This is a genomic window from Cesiribacter sp. SM1, assembly GCF_020178975.1.
In the GTDB taxonomy this organism is placed as follows: Bacteria; Bacteroidota; Bacteroidia; order Cytophagales; family Cyclobacteriaceae; genus Cesiribacter.
Genome location: NZ_JAHXBU010000046.1, coordinates 132,928 through 152,090 on the forward strand (window position 1 = coordinate 132,928; position 19,163 = coordinate 152,090).

Annotated in this window: 14 protein-coding genes; 8 read left to right on the plus strand and 6 right to left on the minus strand. The window is 47.6% G+C overall.

Annotated elements, in window-relative coordinates; translation table 11 throughout:
• From KWJ01_RS10670 to KWJ01_RS10680, 3 genes are all read right to left on the minus strand, one after another.
• Positions 1-192 carry a hypothetical protein gene (locus KWJ01_RS10670; protein WP_224996427.1) on the minus strand — a complete coding sequence of 64 codons (192 nt, stop codon included), beginning with the start codon at positions 190-192 and terminating at the stop codon, positions 1-3.
• Positions 193-452: 260 nt separating this feature from the next.
• Positions 453-1,181 (minus strand): diiron oxygenase, encoded by a 729-nt coding sequence (locus KWJ01_RS10675; protein WP_224996428.1) that lies wholly within the window; start codon positions 1,179-1,181, stop codon positions 453-455.
• A 185-nt stretch (positions 1,182-1,366) separates the two neighbouring features.
• Entirely contained in the window at positions 1,367-2,017 is a 651-nt protein-coding gene (locus tag KWJ01_RS10680) for a hypothetical protein (RefSeq protein WP_224996429.1), read from the minus strand.
• A gap of 204 nt (positions 2,018-2,221) precedes the next feature.
• On the opposite strand from KWJ01_RS10680, the gene KWJ01_RS10685 reads away from it, so the two are divergent.
• From KWJ01_RS10685 to KWJ01_RS10700, 4 genes are all read left to right on the plus strand, one after another.
• Positions 2,222-2,473 carry a hypothetical protein gene (locus tag KWJ01_RS10685; protein ID WP_224996430.1) on the plus strand — a complete coding sequence of 84 codons (252 nt, stop codon included), beginning with the start codon at positions 2,222-2,224 and terminating at the stop codon, positions 2,471-2,473.
• Positions 2,474-2,767: 294 nt separating this feature from the next.
• A complete protein-coding gene (locus KWJ01_RS10690) occupies positions 2,768-4,966 on the plus strand; it encodes a radical SAM protein (RefSeq protein ID WP_224996431.1) in 2,199 nt (732 codons plus the stop codon).
• Positions 4,967-5,023: 57 nt separating this feature from the next.
• Positions 5,024-5,272 carry a VF530 family DNA-binding protein gene (locus KWJ01_RS10695; protein WP_224996432.1) on the plus strand — a complete coding sequence of 83 codons (249 nt, stop codon included), beginning with the start codon at positions 5,024-5,026 and terminating at the stop codon, positions 5,270-5,272.
• A gap of 98 nt (positions 5,273-5,370) precedes the next feature.
• Entirely contained in the window at positions 5,371-6,612 is a 1,242-nt protein-coding gene (locus KWJ01_RS10700) for a DEAD/DEAH box helicase (protein WP_224996433.1), read from the plus strand.
• A 103-nt stretch (positions 6,613-6,715) separates the two neighbouring features.
• Here KWJ01_RS10700 and KWJ01_RS10705 read toward each other — a convergent pair whose 3' ends face one another.
• Positions 6,716-7,900, minus strand: coding sequence for a porin (locus KWJ01_RS10705; protein ID WP_224996434.1), 1,185 nt, complete (start codon positions 7,898-7,900; stop codon positions 6,716-6,718).
• A gap of 571 nt (positions 7,901-8,471) precedes the next feature.
• Between KWJ01_RS10705 and KWJ01_RS10710 the strand changes: the two genes are divergently transcribed.
• The 4 genes from KWJ01_RS10710 to KWJ01_RS10725 all read left to right on the plus strand — a co-directional run bounded on the left by KWJ01_RS10710 (position 8,472) and on the right by KWJ01_RS10725 (position 14,851).
• On the plus strand, positions 8,472-8,975 hold the full coding sequence (locus tag KWJ01_RS10710; RefSeq protein ID WP_224996435.1) for a phosphoheptose isomerase: 504 nt from the start codon (positions 8,472-8,474) through the stop codon (positions 8,973-8,975).
• A gap of 155 nt (positions 8,976-9,130) precedes the next feature.
• Positions 9,131-9,520 (plus strand): VOC family protein, encoded by a 390-nt coding sequence (locus tag KWJ01_RS10715; RefSeq protein ID WP_224996436.1) that lies wholly within the window; start codon positions 9,131-9,133, stop codon positions 9,518-9,520.
• Between the two features lie 172 nt (positions 9,521-9,692).
• Complete coding sequence (locus tag KWJ01_RS10720; RefSeq protein WP_224996437.1) at positions 9,693-13,430, plus strand: metallophosphoesterase; 3,738 nt, start codon at positions 9,693-9,695, stop codon at positions 13,428-13,430.
• An 83-nt stretch (positions 13,431-13,513) separates the two neighbouring features.
• Positions 13,514-14,851: a sodium:proton antiporter gene (locus KWJ01_RS10725; protein ID WP_224996438.1), complete on the plus strand. Its 1,338-nt coding sequence runs from the start codon at positions 13,514-13,516 to the stop codon at positions 14,849-14,851.
• A 91-nt stretch (positions 14,852-14,942) separates the two neighbouring features.
• On the opposite strand, the gene KWJ01_RS10730 is transcribed toward KWJ01_RS10725, so the two are convergent.
• A complete protein-coding gene (locus KWJ01_RS10730) occupies positions 14,943-16,271 on the minus strand; it encodes an erythromycin esterase family protein (RefSeq protein WP_224996439.1) in 1,329 nt (442 codons plus the stop codon).
• Between the two features lie 479 nt (positions 16,272-16,750).
• The gene (locus KWJ01_RS10735) at positions 16,751-18,976 is read right to left on the minus strand and encodes an amino acid permease (protein ID WP_224996440.1); all 2,226 of its coding nucleotides are present in this window, start codon (positions 18,974-18,976) and stop codon (positions 16,751-16,753) included.
• Positions 18,977-19,163 lie beyond the last annotated feature (187 nt).

Consider the following 19,163-nt stretch of genomic DNA (forward strand, 5'->3'; position numbering starts at 1 on the left):
TTAATTTTCAATAAAGCGCCAGGGGGCTTCTGACAAATTGTTTAAATAATCTTTTTTACTGCCGAATCTGCGAACCCAGTCTGTTAGCGCTTCAACAGCAGCACCAAATTCAGTTAACGGTTTATAGTTCAACAGCTCTTTTGCCTTTGCAGTATCCATTACAGCATCTTTTGTAACGATATCCAGCATCATAGGTGTGAGCGATTTATGAAACCGGCACTTTGTGTTGATAAGGACCAGGGGGCGTATAACTGCCGGAGACAGTGGTAAAACAGGCAGCTTTTTTCCATAATATACGCTAAATAAATCTCTTAAAACAGATGCTAAACAGTACCGGGGTTCATCGGCAATATTAAGCCGGATCAGGTTTGGCATTAAGTCCGACTTACAGAATAACCCGATTGCCTCCTGTATGTTGCTGATGTGTGTTAAAGAAGTTTTCACCCCCTTCTTCAGGGGAGAAATAATATACGCTCAAAAATTACTTTTTTCACATAGAGCGTGCGCATAAAATAGATGTTGAGCAAAACAATATAGCTGTACCAGCTCCGCCTAAAAAAACCTGCCCTAGACACAAAGCGCGAGAGGTAATCTTTAGCAAAAAGAATATGCCTGGCTTCTTCGATGTTGTACAGTTCGGAAACCTTACGCAGCACCTTGTACACCGATGGATCTTTTCTTAGATAGGTGCCATAAGTATCAGCCATTACTTCTACGGAAAGGCCGGATAGAAACACAGCATCTGATGGCATAAAACGAGCTGTAAAAACACCCACAAACTTATGCATGGCAGTAGGCTTTACCGGCTCCCCACCAAGTCTTAAAATTGCCTGCGTAAACATATCCTGGTGCCGAAACTCCTCGATCAGCTCCCGAAGCAGAAAACGGTACTCCAGCGAATCGGGCATAAGTGTAAGAATGTACCTGTTCATGAACAGGCAGAAGAGACCTTCGCTCCAGGCGTAGGAAAACATCACCTGCACCACCTCATGCCTGCCCAGTTCTAATTTTTGCTGTCTGCTTAAAGTGTCGTAAAGCGGATCGCCATACAGAGAGCTTAATTTTTCGCTAAGGTAAATGTCATTTTCAGAGGGCTCTTCCTGCCAGGGCACAAAAACTTCCGGCAGCAAAGGTTTGGTTTTACTGATCTTGATGAGCCGCTCAATTTGCTCTGCTTGCATTTAATAAAGATGTACATTAAATATAAGAAGATTTTCAGCATAAACAAACTTTTACCCTTAGTACCCAAAACATCAGAGGGATTCAGGAGTTAAACCAGGCCTAAACATAAAAGACAACTGAAGTTCTTGAGGTTAATAAAGTTTTGCAGCAGCCTGATGCGAGATTCCTCAGCTGAATAGCAGCGCTATCTGCGCCGGTAACCAAGCCCCAGCAGCGTATGCATGGCTACATTTGGCACCTGGGCAAAGCCACCTCCTGAGAGCGGCATGCGGGCCCATGCTGCTGTAAACTTGGCCTCCGGGTTAATAAAAAAATGGTCTCCCAGAGCTAACCTTCGGGACACAGTAAACTGCATACTAACTCCCGATAGATGGTAGCCCCCTCCCAGGAAGCTTTTTACCGGGTTAATGGCTTTCCCCCTGATGCGCCCTTCAGGATGCCCGATTACCAGCCCCAGACCCAGCCTGAAAACCAAGGGTGCAGCAGGTTCCGTAAGCATGCGGCTTACATAGGCAAGGTTGTAGCCATGCGATACCTCAAAATGCTCTATTCCCGGTGGCGGATTCTGCAGGTATAACTTATGATGCACCAGCTCAGCACTCCATTGCCTGTAGCCCAGGCGATAGGCATAATAGGGAGAGCCCTTCCAGGGACGGGTGCTGTAGCGGGCTCGAAACTGTAAAGGATCTTCACCAGGCTGCTCAATGCGCAGCGGCATAGGCATACTCCAGGCAGTACCTGCAAATATCTCTGCCGACCAGCTTTGTGCTTTTGCCCGGTATATGGGGCAAATCATAAGCCCGCCCAGCATGCAGCAGCCGGCCAATAAACGCATTACCACAGCTATAAACCTAGTATTTTTTGCCTCCATACAAGCTAAAAGCTATTGTAACCTTTTATGTTTCAGCACTCATACACCAGCAGACAAGTGCGGCTGCAGAAGCAGTCAGACAAAACCAGCCAAATTGAAATCCGTACTAGATGCCTATCATGCTTGGTGCAGCAGCAGCTACACCTAAACCAAACCATAAAGAGCCAGATGGAACAAAGAGAAGTAACCGACCAGGAAGGAACAAGCTGGACCTGTGTCCAGGCATTTGCAGGCGTTTCAGGAGCACTTGCCGAAAAAGCAAAAGAACTTTCAGAGGATAAAAACCATAAAGTACCGGTGGTATGCACCCCCAGGGGCGGCGCGCAGTCGGTAAGGCTGGAGCTAGCAAATGACTGGCTGCAGGAGCTTAAAGATGAAGAACTGATATCGGCTATTGCAAAGGCACAGAGGGAGCAGTAAAGATTGAGCACCCCTTCCGTAGCCTTCTTCTCCTCCAGGAGAGGGGGATTTGGCCGCCACAGCAGGATAAAGCAATGCTTGATTGATGACTGTTCTGGAAGCGCATTTCCCCACAGGAGAGGTAATGAATCTCTCTGCCGTGCTTCCCCGATGTAGAAACACCTCCGCTGGTCGCCCCTTGCACAGAAGTACCATTGCTATGCAGCCCCACAATAATTCCTCAACTGCCAGGGCAATGCTGAACTTAAAGGGTAAATTTGCTGGTTAACCTACAGCGCCCGAAAGAACAAAGCCTTGAGCCAGAAATTACTGCTGATAACGCCCCCTTTTACCCAGCTGAATACGCCCTACCCCGCTACGGCATATCTAAAGGGTTTTCTGAATACGAAAAACATCCCTTCGTACCAGACCGACCTGGGCATTGAGGTAATCCTGGCGCTATTTTCTGCCAGTGGGTTTAAGGCACTGTTCAAAGAAGTTGCCACCAAAGAGGCTACACTTACCCCCAACAGCCGCCGCATACTGGCCCTGCAGAAAGAATACATCCGCACCATTGACCTGGTGATTGATTTTCTGCAGGATAATAACCCAACCCTCGGCCATGTTATCTGCGAAGGCAATTACCTGCCTGAGGCCTCCCGCTTTGAACAGCTCGACGACCTGGAGTGGGCTTTTGGTACCATGGGCACCCGCGACAAAGCCCGGCACCTGGCCACCCTTTACCTCGAAGATATTTCCGACCTGATTGTAGAGGCTATTGATCCCTATTTTGGCTTTAGCCGCTATGCCGAACGCCTGGGGCGCTCCGCTAACAGCTTTGATGAGCTGCACGAGGCACTGCAGGCCTCTCACAGCTTTATCGTAGATATTATGCTGGACCTGCTAAAGCAGAAAATTGAGCAGGAAAAACCTACCCTGGTTGCCCTGTCGGTACCCTTCCCGGGCAATTTGTTTGGTGCATTTAAATGCGGCCAGTGGATTAAGCATCACTATCCCGAAATAAAAATAGTAATGGGCGGAGGCTTTCCGAATACCGAGCTCCGCTCCCTTTCAGAGACACGGGTTTTTGAATATGTAGATTTTATTTGTCTTGATGACGGAGAGGCACCCATATACCACCTGATTGAGTACCTGGATGGCAAACGCCCCCTTGAGCAGCTGAAAAGAACTTTTGCACTACAGGAGGGCAAAGTGGTGTATTTTAACGGCAGTCCGGAAAAAGACTACCCGCAGCGTGAAGTAGGCACCCCCGATTACTCGGATTTCCCACTTGACAGCTTTCTATCGGTGATTGAAATTGCCAACCCCATGCACCGGCTCTGGAGCGACGGTCGCTGGAACAAGCTTACGCTTGCCCACGGCTGCTACTGGGGCAAGTGCACCTTCTGCGATGTTTCCCTGGATTATATCAAGCGCTATGAACCTGTTACCGCAGCCCTGCTATGCAACCGCATGGAGGAGATCATTGCACAAACCGGGCAGAATGGCTTTCACTTTGTAGATGAGGCTGCACCCCCTGCACTGCTGCGGGAGCTGGCACTGGAAATTATTCGGCGTGGCCTCACCGTTGTGTGGTGGACCAACATCCGTTTTGAAAAAAGCTTTACCCGTGATCTCTGCATACTCCTGAAGGAATCGGGCTGCATAGCCATATCAGGCGGTCTGGAGGTTGCCTCTGACAGGCTGCTGACCCTCATTAAAAAAGGTGTTACCATTGCGCAGGTTACGCGGGTGGCCGACAACCTCACCCAGGCGGGTATTATGGTGCACGCCTACCTCATGTACGGCTTCCCTACCCAAACCGCACAGGAAACCATCGATTCTCTGGAGGTGGTGCGCCAGCTTTTCATGAATGGTGTGGTACAATCTGGTTTCTGGCACCAGTTTGCCATGACCGCCCACAGCCCTATTGGCCTGAACCCCGAACTGTTTAAGGTTAGAAAAGCCACTGCAGAGGTTGGCACTTTTGCCAACAATGACATTGTGCACCTGGATAGCATTGGTGCTGATCATGATGCCTTCAGCGAAGGGCTCAAGAAATCGCTCTTCAACTATATGCATGGCATCTGCTTTGAATTTTCGCTCGACAAATGGTTTAATTTTAAAGTGCCCCGTACCACCATACCGCCAAACCATATTGAAAGAATCTTAGCCACCGAAGAAACAGCACTGCCTAAGCCAAATGCCAAAATAGTATGGCTGGGAAACACCCCTGCCATCCGCAGCTTCAGCAAAAGCAAAAAGGGCAAGAGCATCGCCATGGCAGAACTTAGCTTTGTCAATAAGAAGGAAGATTTTAACCTGCAACTGCAGGAGGATTGGGGCCGCTGGTTAGCCGCGCTGCTCCCCGCACTTATGCCCGACGGTTCCCGGACTTATACATTTGCAGAACTGGAAGCCGATTTTCAGCAACAGGAGCTGGGCAGTTTTCATGTGTTCTGGTACAGCAATACCACTAAAGAACTTAGGGAGCGGGGCTTATTAGTGCTGTAATTCCAACAGTTTTTGCTTTGCTTTGTATAATCTATAAGAGCCCGAAACAAGAGAGAAATGTCAGCAGAACAACAACCCAACAACCCCTTACACGGCAAAACACTGGAAGCCATACTCAACGAACTGGTAGACCGCTATGGATGGGAAACTTTGGGTTCTCTGATCAACATTCGCTGCTTTAATGAAAACCCCAGCATAAAGTCCAGCCTCAAGTTCCTGCGTACTACCCCATGGGCCCGGCAGAAGGTAGAGGATCTGTATGTAAGAACTGTAACTACTCCTAAATTCTTTAGGAGAGAATCTTAACATAGCCTTCCCTAGCCGGTATATGATGGCCTTAGAAGGGCACCTCTCGTTAACTAAGCTATGTTAGTGCTATATTTACCATTATTTTTTGATGTACCATGAAGTTTGATGATTACCCCCTGGCCCCCGAAATTAAAAAAAGCCTGGCAGAACTGGGCTTTAAACGGCCTACCGATATACAGTACAAGTCCATCCCTCCTATTGTAAAAGGAGAAGATGTGCTGGCAATTGCTCAGACTGGCACCGGAAAAACTGCTGCTTTTGCCATTCCGGTACTGCATATGCTGCATGAGCAAAAGAAAAAGGCCAGCCGTGAAGATGGTATCAGGTGCATTATTATGGTACCTACCCGGGAGCTTGCCCTGCAGATTACAGAGGTGTTCGAAACACTAGGGAAATACACTAAAGTAAAAACCTACAGCATTTTTGGCGGGGTGGAACAGGATCCGCAGATCAGCAGGCTGGAAAAAGGTTTTGACATACTCGTAGCCACGCCCGGCCGTATGTTTGACCTGGTAAGTCAGGGCCACCTGAAGCTACACCGTATCCAGATCCTGATCCTGGACGAAGCCGACCATATGCTGGACCTGGGCTTTTTGCGCGACATCCAGGACCTGATGCACGTAATACCACGCCAGCGGCAAACGCTTTTCTTTTCGGCCACCATCAATGAAACCATAAAAAAGCTGGCCTATTCGCTGGTGCGCAATGCCATTCGCATCCAGATCTCACCGAAAGATCCGGTTGCCAAAAACATCAATCATGCTGTGGCCTTTGTGGAGATGGACGACAAGCGGTTTTTCCTGGAGCGCGTGATCAATGAAAATCCGGACAAGAAGATACTGGTGTTTGTGCGTACCAAGGTGCGCGCCGAACGGGTGCACAAGGCGCTGGAGCGTATGAACATCAGGAGCATGACCATTCATGGCGATAAAGAACAGCGTGATCGCCTGCAGGTAATGCAGCAGTTCAGAAGCGGAGAGGTAAAGGTTTTGGTTGCCACAGATGTAAGCGCCCGCGGCATTGATATTCCCGGTGTGGATTACGTGGTCAACTACGATTTGCCTGAACAGCCCGAGAACTATGTGCACCGTGTGGGCCGTACCGGCCGCGGCACCCAGAAAGGCCAGGCTGTTTCTTTTTGCAGCACCGAAGAAAAACCCTTGCTGGAGGAAATTGAAAGCTACCTTGATAAGCCCGTCATCCGAATGGACATCAGCAAGGAAGCCTATAAAGAAACCCTTGATTTTACCACCGATGTAGACGATAACTGGAAGGCATTGCTGCGGGAGCAGGAGCAGCTCGAAAACAGCAGCAAAAAGAAGAAAAAAAAGAAGTAGGTGTATGCACCGCATTCTAACATGCCCTGCATACACCCACTTCTATAGCCGGTTAAACACTCTCTTTTAAGCTGTAGCCTGCCTACAGTTAAGCAACTGGCTTTTAGAAGCCTATCTCTACCTGGAAGCGGTACATCAGCTCATTATTTATCTCTTCTGCTCTTAAAAGGCTAATGTCGCTTTGCACTTTAACCGTATGGCCGGCTATATATTTAGAGAGGCCAAGGGTATATTGCCTCAGGTCATCTCGCTGGGTTAACAGCTCTGCATTAATTGAGGTATAACGTCCTGCAATTTCATAGTTATTCTTAAAAACATAGCCTGCCTGAATATTGAAACCTGTACCAGTCTGGAAGGCCCGGGTAACACTGCCAAATTCGTTGGTTTCAACAACAGGGGTTCCTACAGATTCCTTATCGGCATACTCTGCCATGGCAGAAAAGCCCCTGTATTTGAACATGGCATCAGCAAAAAATGCTTTGAGGGTACGCTCCTGGTCAAAGAAACTGCCTAACTGTCCGCCCTGCCTGGAGGCACGGTCGTTGTAATCATAAGATACACCAACAGATAATTTAGGTGTTTTTTCCCTGGCTAAGTCAGCTCCAAAATAATCACCATCTGCTGTAAACTCTCCAAAGGGAAGCACCTCTACCCTGCCCGTATACTCGTATCCCCCCCGGTTATCTACAGCTATGTTACGCCCCTCTCCCATAGAAAGCGCTAGCATTTCGCGGAACACCACATTTCCGGCAGAAAAAGTATGATGTAACTGTACACCGGCATCCCGGTCAATATTGTAGCTACTGTTCAGCAGGCTGCGGTCAACAAACTGAAGCTTTTGGGACGAAATAACCCGTTCACGGTTGCCCGGCAGTTTGGTCTGTCCGAACCAAACCTCAAAATTTGGAGCAAACTGCCAGCGTAAAACAGCATCCAGAATAATATTGGCAGTGTTATTGAATTCACGGCTAATACCGCCACCTATATCTGAGTTACTCAGGCCGAGTTCTATCTTGTACTCCAGGTTTGGGTGATAAGCAAAACCCTCCATTTTAAGGCGGGCACGGCGCACCAGAAAACGATCGCTGTAACTATCCTCCTGCAAGTCTTGCACCCCCATGTACAGGGTTTGTACACGGGCATTCAGCCTGAGCGAGAAAGAAGTGTCTGCAGCTACAAACTGTACACCTTTTCCTACCCTTGATTTATTGACTGACTGTGCATTTACTTTTCCGGGAGCAATCCCTATCAGAAAAGAACAAAAAACAAAAAGAGTAGCTTGCAGCAAAAGCTTTGGCCTGTTACTGCAGAGATTTTTGAATGGGGGCATAATAAGTGTAAAACAGCGACTTAACTTCCTTGATTAATATGTTTTTAACCAGACTACAGGTTTGTTTCAGATCGGGCCGGTTTGTGTGCTATTTAAATAGTGATGCTGGTGGAAATCTGAAGATGATCATACTAAAGCACACTAAGTTTTATAATAAGATTAGCTTCTGGAAGAAAAACTAATGCTTTAGTATCAGGCTGTTCTCAGGCATGGGTTTGATGCATCACTGAGTGTTGCTGATTCCATAACATTTACTTAACAATTTGATAAAATGAACGGCGCAAATTTACTTAATCTATATTATGTAATTGTTAAGTGAGTATTACTTTGCGGTGAAAGATTTCCAGACTCCTTTCCCGTAAAAACCAGCTAGCTTTTAACCTGAAAGAAACAACAGGATATGTGTTTGATGAATCCCCCCTGTTCCTGCAGGCAAAACAAGTTTTACAGGTGTAGAAGAAGTTTTCAAATAGATTTTTAATTTGCAGTCCTGAATAAATAGATCTTTAGTGTTCACAACCCTCAGAGCATGAGCAACGAAAGCAAAAAACAGGAGCTGTTTCAGCAAATGGAAAAACAATTAGAGGCCCAGGGCTTCACCATCGACAGAAAAGACCAGGGCCGCCCCTGGGGTGGTTTTTTTGTAATAAAGGAAGACCAGGCCCAGGCTTTTGCCGACCAGTATTTTGATGGCCTTTCTGTTGATACGCTAAGAATATCTGGCAAATTAAGCCCCAAGATACTGGTGGTTGCCCCTGAGAAAAGACTTTCGTGGCAATACCACCACCGCCGTGCAGAAATCTGGAAAGTGGTGCAGGGCAAGGTTGGCGTGGTTACAAGCGATACCGACCAGGAAGGGGAACTTAAGGAGTATAGTCCCGGCGAGCTGATTACCCTCAAACAAGGTGAGCGGCACAGGCTGGTAGGACTTCAAGACTGGGGTGTACTGGCAGAGATCTGGCAGCATACAGATGCCAGCAACCCATCTGATGAGGATGATATTGTTCGGGTTCAGGATGATTTTGGCAGATAGCACTTCGTCCTGCTCCAACATACCTAAGCATACAAAGCAGGGCCCTGGCCCTGCTTTCTTTTTTAACAATAAGGCTGCTCTTCATTATAAACCTTCAGTTTGTTTCTATATATTATCAGCAAGCATGCTTAAGTATTGGTTTCTGATTTCCTGATATGAAAATTGATCACGTAGCCCTGTGGACATCTGACCTGGAACAGATGAAATCCTTTTATGAAAGTTATTTTGAAGGCAAAGCCAGTTCCCGCTATCATAATCCTGCAAAAAACTTCAGTTCGTATTTTATTTCTTTTACTGACGGATGCCGGCTGGAGCTAATGCACAAACCAGAAATACCGGCGCTGCAACATGCCCCGGGCAGCGAATACAGGGGCCTGATTCATTTTGCCATAAGCGTTGGCTCTAAAGAGGCTGTTGATAACCTCACCAGCAGGCTGGCAGCCTCGGGTTATACCATTGCAGGGCAGCCTCGCACTACTGGCGATGGCTACTACGAAAGTGTTGTGCTTGATCCTGAAGGGAACAGGATAGAAATAACTGAATAAGCCGCAGCCTGGCTGATTTGCCCCGGCACCCGCAGTGAAGCAGGGGATAAACCGATGAAACCTGCAGGTTTGTTGAAATCTAAGGCTGTTTATCCTAGCAGTACTTTAACAGCTAAACATTTAAACAGAGGTGTAGTTTGAGCATGGTAGAACACTGCTCCCGGAACCTCTCATGAAGAAGTTTACTCACTACCTGTTTTTAGGATTACTTATTTGCCAATGTAGTTGCATTACCCGCGTCTACTACAGCCCCGAAACTGCAGACTGGCAGCAGGGCCAGATGCCTGATGAAGCACCCCTTTACACGGTTTATCTCATTGGCGATGCCGGCAGCCCCAACCTGGAAGAACCGGAGCCCACGCTGCAGCTGTTAAAAAAACAGATGGCAGCCCAACCCAACAGTGCACTGGTGGTACTGGGAGATAATATCTATCATGACGGTCTGCCTCCGGAAGGCCACCACGACCGTGAAGAAAGTGAGCAAAAGCTGATTAAACAGCTGAAAGTGGTTGAAGATCATCCAGGAAAAGTGGCTTTTATCCCCGGCAATCACGACTGGAATTATATGCGGGAAGGAGGGCTTTTAAGAGTAAACCTGCAGGAAGCGTTTGTTGAAAAATACCTGGATAAGGGCAACACCTATGTGCCCGATAATGGGTGCCCCGGCCCGGTGGAGATTGAGCTTAGCCCCGAAGTGGTACTGCTCGTTATAGACACCCAGTGGTGGCTGCACCAGCACGAAAAACCATACGGCCGCTTTAGCGGATGTGCTGCTGCCAATGAAGCAGAAATGCTCAGGCTGCTTAGCCAGATGCTGGAGCGTAACAGGAGCAGGCATGTGATTGTAGCAGGCCACCACCCACTCATGAGCAACAGCAATCATGGCGGTTATTATTCCATTTTTGATCACCTCTTTCCCCTTACCCTGGTTCGCGACGAACTCTATGTTCCTATTCCGGTAATTGGTTCCTTATACCCCTTTTACCGCAGGTACGGGGGTGTAGACCAGGATATACCCCATTACCGCTACCAGCTACTCATAGACGAGCTGATGCGGGTATTCAGGCACCACGATAATGTAGTATTTGCTGCCGGCCACGACCACAACCTGCAGCTGCACCGTACAGGAAAACTGATTCATGTACTGAGTGGCTCGGGATGCAAAACAAACCACATAGTAGAAGGCAACAACGCAGAATTTGCGCAGCGGGCAAAAGGCTTTGCAAAAGTTATGTACTACCCCAACTCCGAAGCCTGGATTGAGTACTGGACAGAAGGCACAGATGGCTCCGAGGGTGTGCTAAGCTATCGTACCCGCTTGTACATAGGCAAAAAAGAAACAGACTTTTGCGATCCTGCTGAAGAAAACAGCTTACCTGCCACTGTTACCAAAGCTGCAGACACCGTATCTGCAGCGCGGCTGCAGCTGGGCAAGGCCTTCTATGGCCGCCACTATACCCGCGAGTGGACAACACCTGTAAAAATGCCGGTGATAGACCTGCAGGATACTGTTGGCGGGCTGGCCCCTTACAATACCACCGGATCAGTTTATCATAAATCGCTGAGGCTAAGAAATGCCGCCGGGCAGGAGTTCCTCTTCCGCTCACTCGACAGAAGTGTACTGAAGGTGGTACCGGAAGAGTACAGGCTATCACGCTCACTGGAGAACCAGACCCGCAACCATGTAATGCTGCAGCACCCCTACGCTCCCCTGATGGTTGCTCCGCTGGAAAGAGCAGCTGGCCTGCCCTTTAACCATCCGGAGCTGGTATCCCTGCCAAACAGCGCCTGCCTTGGCCCCTGGCAGCAGAATTTTGCCGGAACGATTGGTTATATGGAGGAACAGGCTGAAGACCAGCACGTGGAGAAACCCGAGAATCTTGCATTCCCCGGGCAGTCTCTTGAGTACGAAAGCCTGATCGATGCCCTGGAAAGAAATCAGAATCAATGGATCAATGAACCCACTTTTGCTAAACTGCGCCTCCTCGATATGCTGGTGGGCGACTGGGACCGCCACGAACATCAGTACCACTGGATAGGCATGCGAAAAAATGGTGGCATTGAGTATTTACCGGTTGCCGACGATCGGGACAATGCTTTTTTCAGCTTCCAGGGACCGCTGCCCTGGCTTATCAGCAGGCGCTGGGCATTCAGGAATCTGCAGAATTTTACTGGAAAAATCAGGGACCTGAAAGGGCTTAACACCTCTGCCCGCACCATGGACAGGCGCTTCCTCACTTCCTTAAGCCGCGAAGACTGGCGTTCCATTGCCAAAGAGCTGCAAACAACACTAACAGACCAGGAGCTGGAAAGAGCGATCAGGCAGATGCCTCCTGAAGTTTTCCCTATCAATGGACCCAAAATCATCAGCAACCTGAAAAGCAGACGCGAGCAGCTGCCCGAGATTGCAGACAGATACTATGAGTTGCTGGCAAAATATGTGGATGTATATGGCTCCGACAGTTCCGAGCTTTTTGTTATAAACCATTTATCCAAACGCCAGACCCAGATCTCCGTTTTTGCACTAGACTCTACAGGAACACAAGGCAGAAAACGCTACGACAGGCTATTTAATCGCAGTGAAACCAGGGAAATAAGATTATACGGGCTGGAGGGGAATGATGTGTTTACCGTTAGCGGCACAGATAATAATAAAATAAAGATCCGGGTTATTGGCGGCAAAGGCCTTGACAGATCCGGAGATACCACGCTTGTTCAGCCATCGCGGGGCAGAACAAAAGTATATGACGAAGGTGAGAACCCTTACGTACTCGATCACACCGCACGCACCAACCTGGATTACCCCTCCGGGGAAATCAGCAGCCAGCCAAGCTCCGACCGCTTCTTTTACAATTACCTGGGGCCGCGGCTGGTGTTTAATTATAACAAAGACGATGGCCTGATGCCTGGCATCGGCTTAACCTACCGCACCTACAAATTCCGCAGCTTTCCTTATGGCACAGAGCACCGCCTGCTCTATCACTATGCCTTTGGTACAAATTCCGGACGAATATCTTACACCGGTAATTTCAATAAGCTGATCAGGAATTACGATCTGGTGGTTACCGGCTGGGGCTATACCCCCTATTACGTAATGAACTACTTTGGCTGGGGCAACGAGAGTAGCCCCGCGGCAGATACACCTGATGAATACTACAGGGCCCGCCTCCATAACAGCTACATCAATGTATCTCTCAACAAATCTTTCGCAACATTTTTTACTGTAGGCCTGGGGCCCAAGTTCGAGTACTTCCGCCTAAGCAACTGGAGAGGCAAATATTATACAGACAGGGAAAGCGATCTGGAACAAAGCCCTTTTTCATCCAAAAAGTATCTTGGCCTGAGGGCTTTTATAGAAACCAACATAAAAGACAATATTTACAACCCTACCAGGGGCCTTGTACTTAAAGCCGAAGCAAACCTGCACGAGGGAGTAAGCAAAAACACTCCTAATTACAGCAACTACTCCTACCAGGTAGGCTATTATATGAGCCCAAGCTGGCCATTCCAGTTAACATTTGCCGGCCGTCTGGGAGGCGCATTCAACACAGGCACCTACGAGTTTTACCAGGCTAATATGTTGGGTGGAGGCACCCTGCCTGACCTTACCCAAAACCTTAGAGGCTTTCCCAAAACCAGGTTTATTGGTAAAAGCAGCCTTTACACCAACCTGGAGCTGCGACTCTCTTTAATCCAGTACCGACTTTATCTGCTGCCCGTTAAAACCGGTGTACTGGGCTTGTACGATGCCGGCCGTGTGTGGGCCAGTGGAGAAAAGTCAGATACCTGGCACCGGGCATACGGGGGTGGTGTATGGATTTCCATTCTTAACCGTATCACCATCTCTGCTACCATGGCCCACTCGAAAGAGGGAAATTTTATAAACATTCAAAACGGATTCTTCTTCTAACCTTAGGGTAAAGCGTATTTTTTTATATAACTCCTTCTGAATGAAGGTTTTTTCAACATTTCAAACGCTTTACATTTATTGATATGGATATAGAAGAAGCCTTCAAGGCATTCGAACATTATGATTTATGGCTTATTATCATTGGCCTGGCCGTTTTGGCTACCGCTGTGCTACCACGGCTTCTTGCAAAATACCCCCTGACCCTGCCCATTGTATTGCTCGCACTTGGGTATGCCGCTATTGCCCTTCCTTTAGGGTTAAAAACACCTGACCCAAAAGAGCATGGCAGTATTGCCGAGCATCTCACAGAATTAGGAGTAATTATAGCAATTATGGGCGCCGGCCTGAATATTGACAGGAAGCCAAGCCTGAAGGGCTGGAACGGAACCTGGCGGCTACTGACCATTACGATGATATTATCCATTGCGCTTGCTGCCCTGGTAGGCTGGTGGTTAGCCGCTTTTGTACCAGCCACTGCTGTACTGTTAGGTGCTGTAATTGCGCCCACAGATCCTGTACTTGCTTCTGAAGTGCAGGTGGGTGCACCCGGAGAGGGTTCAGAAGATGAAGAAACTGAAGATACAGACCAAACCGGGCATGGTGAGGAAGACGAAGTACGTTTTTCGCTTACATCCGAAGCCGGACTTAACGACGGGCTGGCTTTTCCTTTTACAAATATGGCAGTTGCCATGGCCCTGGCTGGGGCACACCCCTCTAACTGGATAGAAACATGGCTCCTGATGGATGTGTTGTATAAGTTGGGTGTGGCTGCAGTTATTGGGCTGGGGCTGGGCTATTTACTTGCTCGGGTAATATTCTCGATGCCTGCAGAAACCTCTCTGGCTAAATCGATGATAGGGCTTGGTGCGCTTGCTGCCACACTTTTGGTCTATGGCGTAACGCAGTACCTGGGTGGCTATGGCTTTATAGCTGTGTTTTTAGGTGCCGTGGTAATCCGCAACTACAAACGCAAACATGAATATCAAGATTACCTGCATACACTCACAGAAAAAACAGAGCGTTTGCTGACAGCTTTGATACTCCTGGGGCTTGGTGGTGCCATTGCCGGCGGTTTGCTGGAACCGCTCAACTGGCAACTGGTTGTAAGTGCCCTCATCATCATCTTCATTGTACGTCCTGTTGCCGGAATTATAGGCCTGATTGGCTTTAAGAGGGCTCCCTGGCGTGATCGCCTGGCTATTAGCTTTTACGGCATGCGTGGCATAGGATCACTCTACTACCTCTCCTTTGCCCTGAACGAAGAAGATTTTGAAGGCACAGAAGAAATATGGGCACTGGTTACCCTAGTGGTTGTTCTATCAATTTTCATACATGGTATCACAGCCACCCCTGTTACCAGCAAGCTGGATAGACTAAGGGAACAGGAGAATGGGAACAGGCATCAAAAAAATAGGAAGTAGCCCCTAAATCGGCTACTTCCTACATCAGACACCCAAAACAGAACTTCATTATCCCTTCAGATTCAGAAAATTAATCCAGGAGAATTACCCCTTAAAGAGGTTCCACTGCTGTAGTTCTGTCAATGAACAGGAAAGCATCGTAGCGTTCAGGCAGTATACTGGGCACATAATTACCCTGCTCCTGCTCGGGGTTATAAACTACACCAATGGCTCTGTGCCCGCGCTCGCTCATAAAAGCACTATTCTCCCGCAGTTCTTCCAGTAACAATATTTTATCGCTGGGCGCCATACTGTGCATAATGGCCTCCCAGCTGTTTGCCCTGGCAGCGGGCACCTGCATGGTTTGCACAGCTGCACCCCACCTGGGGGCTGCCAGTACAGTACCCTGGTAAGAACCAAAACCAACTATGTAAACCTCTTCCTCGCTGTGCTGCTCACGCACCAGCTGGCCTACGTTCACCATTCCTGCACTGGCCATGTCTGTAGCACGAGCATCTCCTACATGAGTATTATGCTCCCAGACTATAATTTTGGCACTACTTCCATGATAATCAATAAGGTTATTGATAGTTTCTGTCATATGACGGTCGCGTATGTTCCAGGATGCAGCATCATTTTGTAGTGCGGTAGTATAATAGCGCTCTGCATTTACAGCCACCAGTGTATTTTGCTGCAGGTTCAGCTGGGCTTCGTTTCCGGCCGATGCACTTACCTCCTGCTGCACACGCGCTAACAGTGCTGCTAGTTCATCTGCACAGCTGTTTTCGTTATTTGTTGCTGCTGCCTGTGCATAGGCCCATTCATCTTCGTTGTATGGCGCAAAACATGCCAGCGCTTCTCTTGCCTGCTGTGCTGCAGCCGGGTCTCTGGTATCCAGGTAAGCAATAACTTCCTCTAGTGAATCCCAGAGGCTGTAGACATCAAGCCCATAAAATCCAAGCTGCTCATCAGCTGGCTGGTTCTGGTTATAATTGCGCAACCATTCACCCAGCGCTGCTACTTCTTCATTCGCCCACATCCAGGTGGGCCAGCGCTCCTGCTGCCTTAACACTGCTGCAGCACTGCTACCATAGGCATTACTCCCTTTTATATACTGATTTAGCCTGTACATATCGGGCCAGTCGCCTTCTACAGCAATTATGGTAAAACCTTTCTCCTGTATCAGTCGCCTGCTTATTTCTGCCCGCCAGCTGTAATATTCTGCAGTACCATGAGATGCTTCTCCCAGCAACACATAGCGGGCATCACCAATATCATTCAGCAAAATATCGAGATCATCGGCTGATTCCAGGGCAGTAATTGCACCGGCAGGCACCTGGTTTATAAGGTTGTTTTCACTTTCACTTAAATCCTCCTGTTGTTTACATGAAAAAATTGTTACAAGCAGAAGAATGCTCCATAGGTAATTAAACTTTAGCATGATCTTAATTCTATAATATTAAAAAATTTAACAGACAGGGTTAAAAAATTACCAGGTCAGCCGTTCAGCTCAACCTGCTACGCCCTGTATATCAGCCTATTCAGGAGATATATTATAGACTACGGGAAAAATTATCAGAGGGATGTTCTAAATATTGGAATAATATTTATTACAGAAAATTGAAGTGACTAATGAAAAGGCATTAAGAATTTCAGGAGTGGAGCAGTTATAAAACATCCATGTTTGAGCGCAGCTACAGGGCCGCCGGAGCGGTTTTGGAGGTTTTCAGCGTAATGAACTGAAATTTAGCCTTTTCATCACAGCCTACATTTTTGATACATTTGTGTCAGGACAATAGTAAAAGAAGCTAAAATTGTCGCACAAATACATCTACCAAACACCTCTTGATAGAAGCTTAATTGGCAACTAAGCCATAACTCACGGTAAACCTAAACTGCTGCAGAAAAGCCTCATCATCATCAGAGGATCTGCTTTTCTTTGTTTGTATTAACAAAAAGAATCTCTCCCAAATCATCATAGCCCTCAAACACATCAGCTTCTTTATGCCTGATCAGCTCATGCCTGAAGCCCACAATTGTTAAATCAGCATCTTTTGAAAATTCATTGATGATAAGCCTGGGGTCTTTGTGTACTTCCTGCATCATGAACTGAACATTATTAGGTGAAATAGGCAACCTGCCGGAATTGATCAGCGACAGGATCCTGTCACGCTGTACCTCTGCCTCCTCTTCAGGAGAAATAACAAATATTTTAATACTCCCCTTCTTCCATTCCGGATGCCCCAGTATGATATAGGCCATCAGTATCATCAGGTTGGCGTTTTCATAATCCTGTGCCGTAATCCAGATGTTGATCTGTCTCTTAAGGCCAAACTTCCGGTCAGAACAGCCTAGTATGCAGATATCAAAATCCATTGATTTGATCAGCTGAATATTATCCACGATATCTTCCAGGTTGTCGGGCTGGTGTTTAGAATATTCGAAGAGTATCATGTTGTTTTCCTTACCTGAAATGCCCGGCAGCTGTATTACCTGTGCAATGGCAGAAGTGTAGGATGGACTGATGAGCGTATCGAGGTAAACATTGCTTTTGGAGACCTCTGAGATCCTGATTAACCTGTTCATGACCTCCTGCGATTCTATGTGGGAATCCCGGGACAAATAGCCATCTAGGCGGTGAATGTAAGTACCAAAACCATATTTATAGGAGATCCAGCGCAGGAGATCAAAAGCAGTAAGGCGTTTGAAGGTACTGTTGGTAATACAAATTACCGAGGGACGCCAGTGCCCCAGCGATGTTTCTTTTTCTGTTTTTTGCAAATAAACCTGCAACCTGCGGCTAAGCTGAAAGATAGCTCCCTGAAAGATTACTGACAGTCCTTTATTATCTTCCCGGGTGCGGGTTAAACCAATAAAGATCATCACCATCAGAAAGATTGCCATAATCGCATAGCGGGCATTCATCTGGAACATAAGCCAAAGACACAAAAGCGCACCCATCAGCGATAAATACCAGCGGGATTTAAATGATGGCCGGTAAGCCGGATCTCCTGCAAAATGTTCGAGAAAAGAGATCAGGCATATTGCACCATAGGTAACCATAAAAAACATGGAGATGATCTCTGCCACAAAGTTCACATCGCCTACACTTACAAATAGTATTGCAATCACAGAGGTTACCAGCGTTGCGTTAAAGGGTTCATTGGTTACTTTTTTTCCCCTGGCTAACCAGGTATTTAGTTTGCCTGCCGGAAAAATCTTATCGCCTGCCAGGGCCTGCAGGGTGCGGGGAGCCACCAATATGGAGCCCAGCGCCGAAGAAACAGTAGCAGCAGCCAACCCTATGGGTATAATAGGCCCCCACAGGGCAATCCTGCTCATGATGAGCTGATCTGCGGCCAGGTCTTCGGCACTTGCTGATACATATAATTTGTACACAATAAAAAAGTAGATGAACATGCCGGTAATGGTTGCCCCCAGCGTACCCAGTGGTATAGCCTTCCGTGGCTCTTTCAGATCTCCTGATAAGCCAACACCGGCTGTCATGCCTGTAAATGCAGGAAAGCAGATAGCAAACACATAAAAAAAAGAATCCGGGTTCTCTACTGTTTTGCCAAATTCAAAATCATCGCCGGTGCCGGCATAACCCGTACTGCCCAGAAAGAACATCACCAGTGACAGAAACAAAATACTCACCACCAGGTACAGCACCTTAATGCCCAGATCTGCCCCCTTGGTGGTGACAATCAGGATCAGCAGTAAAGTAGCGGGAATACTCACAATACGGTCGTCATAAACCAGGATACCATACTCTTCCAGCAAAAAATCGAAAACCGGCTGAAAGGCCTGCGCAAATGCAATTATATAGAAAGCAACACTGATGGCCTGTGAGAAGAACAGTGCTATGCCTATGGAAGCGCCAATGTTAAGGCCAAAGGAGCGTGAAATGATGAAATATTCTCCGCCGCCCTCTACCTTTTGATTGGTAGCAATTTCTGCTATGGCCATAGCCGTGGGAATGGTTACCAAATGGCCTATGAGCACTATAGCAAGGGTTCCTAACATACCCACGTGCCCCACTGCATACCCAAAGCGCAGAAACATAATGGCACCCAGAATGGTGGAGATGGCTGTTAAGAATACAGGGGCCGTACCCAGCCGTTTACTGCCAGAGGTTGCTGACATGTTTTAAAATTGAAATTTGATAATATGTATGCTGCGCAAAGGTCAACGGTAATCAGTTAACCCTGCTACCTCCCTCATAGTTATGAAATAAATGTGGAGCACTGCTGAAGAAGATACATACAGGCAAAAAGAATCCTGCTGTTTGTACTCCGGGTTTGATAAAATACAGGAAAAATTTAAAACCCGG

What these genes read in the sequence shown, in the direction of transcription:
- KWJ01_RS10670 (WP_224996427.1), bottom strand. Translation starts at nt 192, where the DNA reads ATGATGCTGGATATCGTTACAAAAGATGCTGTAATGGATACTGCAAAG.
- KWJ01_RS10675 (WP_224996428.1), bottom strand. Translation starts at nt 1,181, where the DNA reads ATGCAAGCAGAGCAAATTGAGCGGCTCATCAAGATCAGTAAAACCAAA.
- KWJ01_RS10680 (WP_224996429.1), bottom strand. Translation starts at nt 2,017, where the DNA reads ATGCGTTTATTGGCCGGCTGCTGCATGCTGGGCGGGCTTATGATTTGC.
- KWJ01_RS10685 (WP_224996430.1), top strand. Translation starts at nt 2,222, where the DNA reads ATGGAACAAAGAGAAGTAACCGACCAGGAAGGAACAAGCTGGACCTGT.
- KWJ01_RS10695 (WP_224996432.1), top strand. Translation starts at nt 5,024, where the DNA reads ATGTCAGCAGAACAACAACCCAACAACCCCTTACACGGCAAAACACTG.
- KWJ01_RS10700 (WP_224996433.1), top strand. Translation starts at nt 5,371, where the DNA reads ATGAAGTTTGATGATTACCCCCTGGCCCCCGAAATTAAAAAAAGCCTG.
- KWJ01_RS10710 (WP_224996435.1), top strand. Translation starts at nt 8,472, where the DNA reads ATGAGCAACGAAAGCAAAAAACAGGAGCTGTTTCAGCAAATGGAAAAA.
- KWJ01_RS10715 (WP_224996436.1), top strand. Translation starts at nt 9,131, where the DNA reads ATGAAAATTGATCACGTAGCCCTGTGGACATCTGACCTGGAACAGATG.
- KWJ01_RS10720 (WP_224996437.1), top strand. Translation starts at nt 9,693, where the DNA reads ATGAAGAAGTTTACTCACTACCTGTTTTTAGGATTACTTATTTGCCAA.
- KWJ01_RS10725 (WP_224996438.1), top strand. Translation starts at nt 13,514, where the DNA reads ATGGATATAGAAGAAGCCTTCAAGGCATTCGAACATTATGATTTATGG.
- KWJ01_RS10730 (WP_224996439.1), bottom strand. Translation starts at nt 16,271, where the DNA reads ATGCTAAAGTTTAATTACCTATGGAGCATTCTTCTGCTTGTAACAATT.
- KWJ01_RS10735 (WP_224996440.1), bottom strand. Translation starts at nt 18,976, where the DNA reads ATGTCAGCAACCTCTGGCAGTAAACGGCTGGGTACGGCCCCTGTATTC.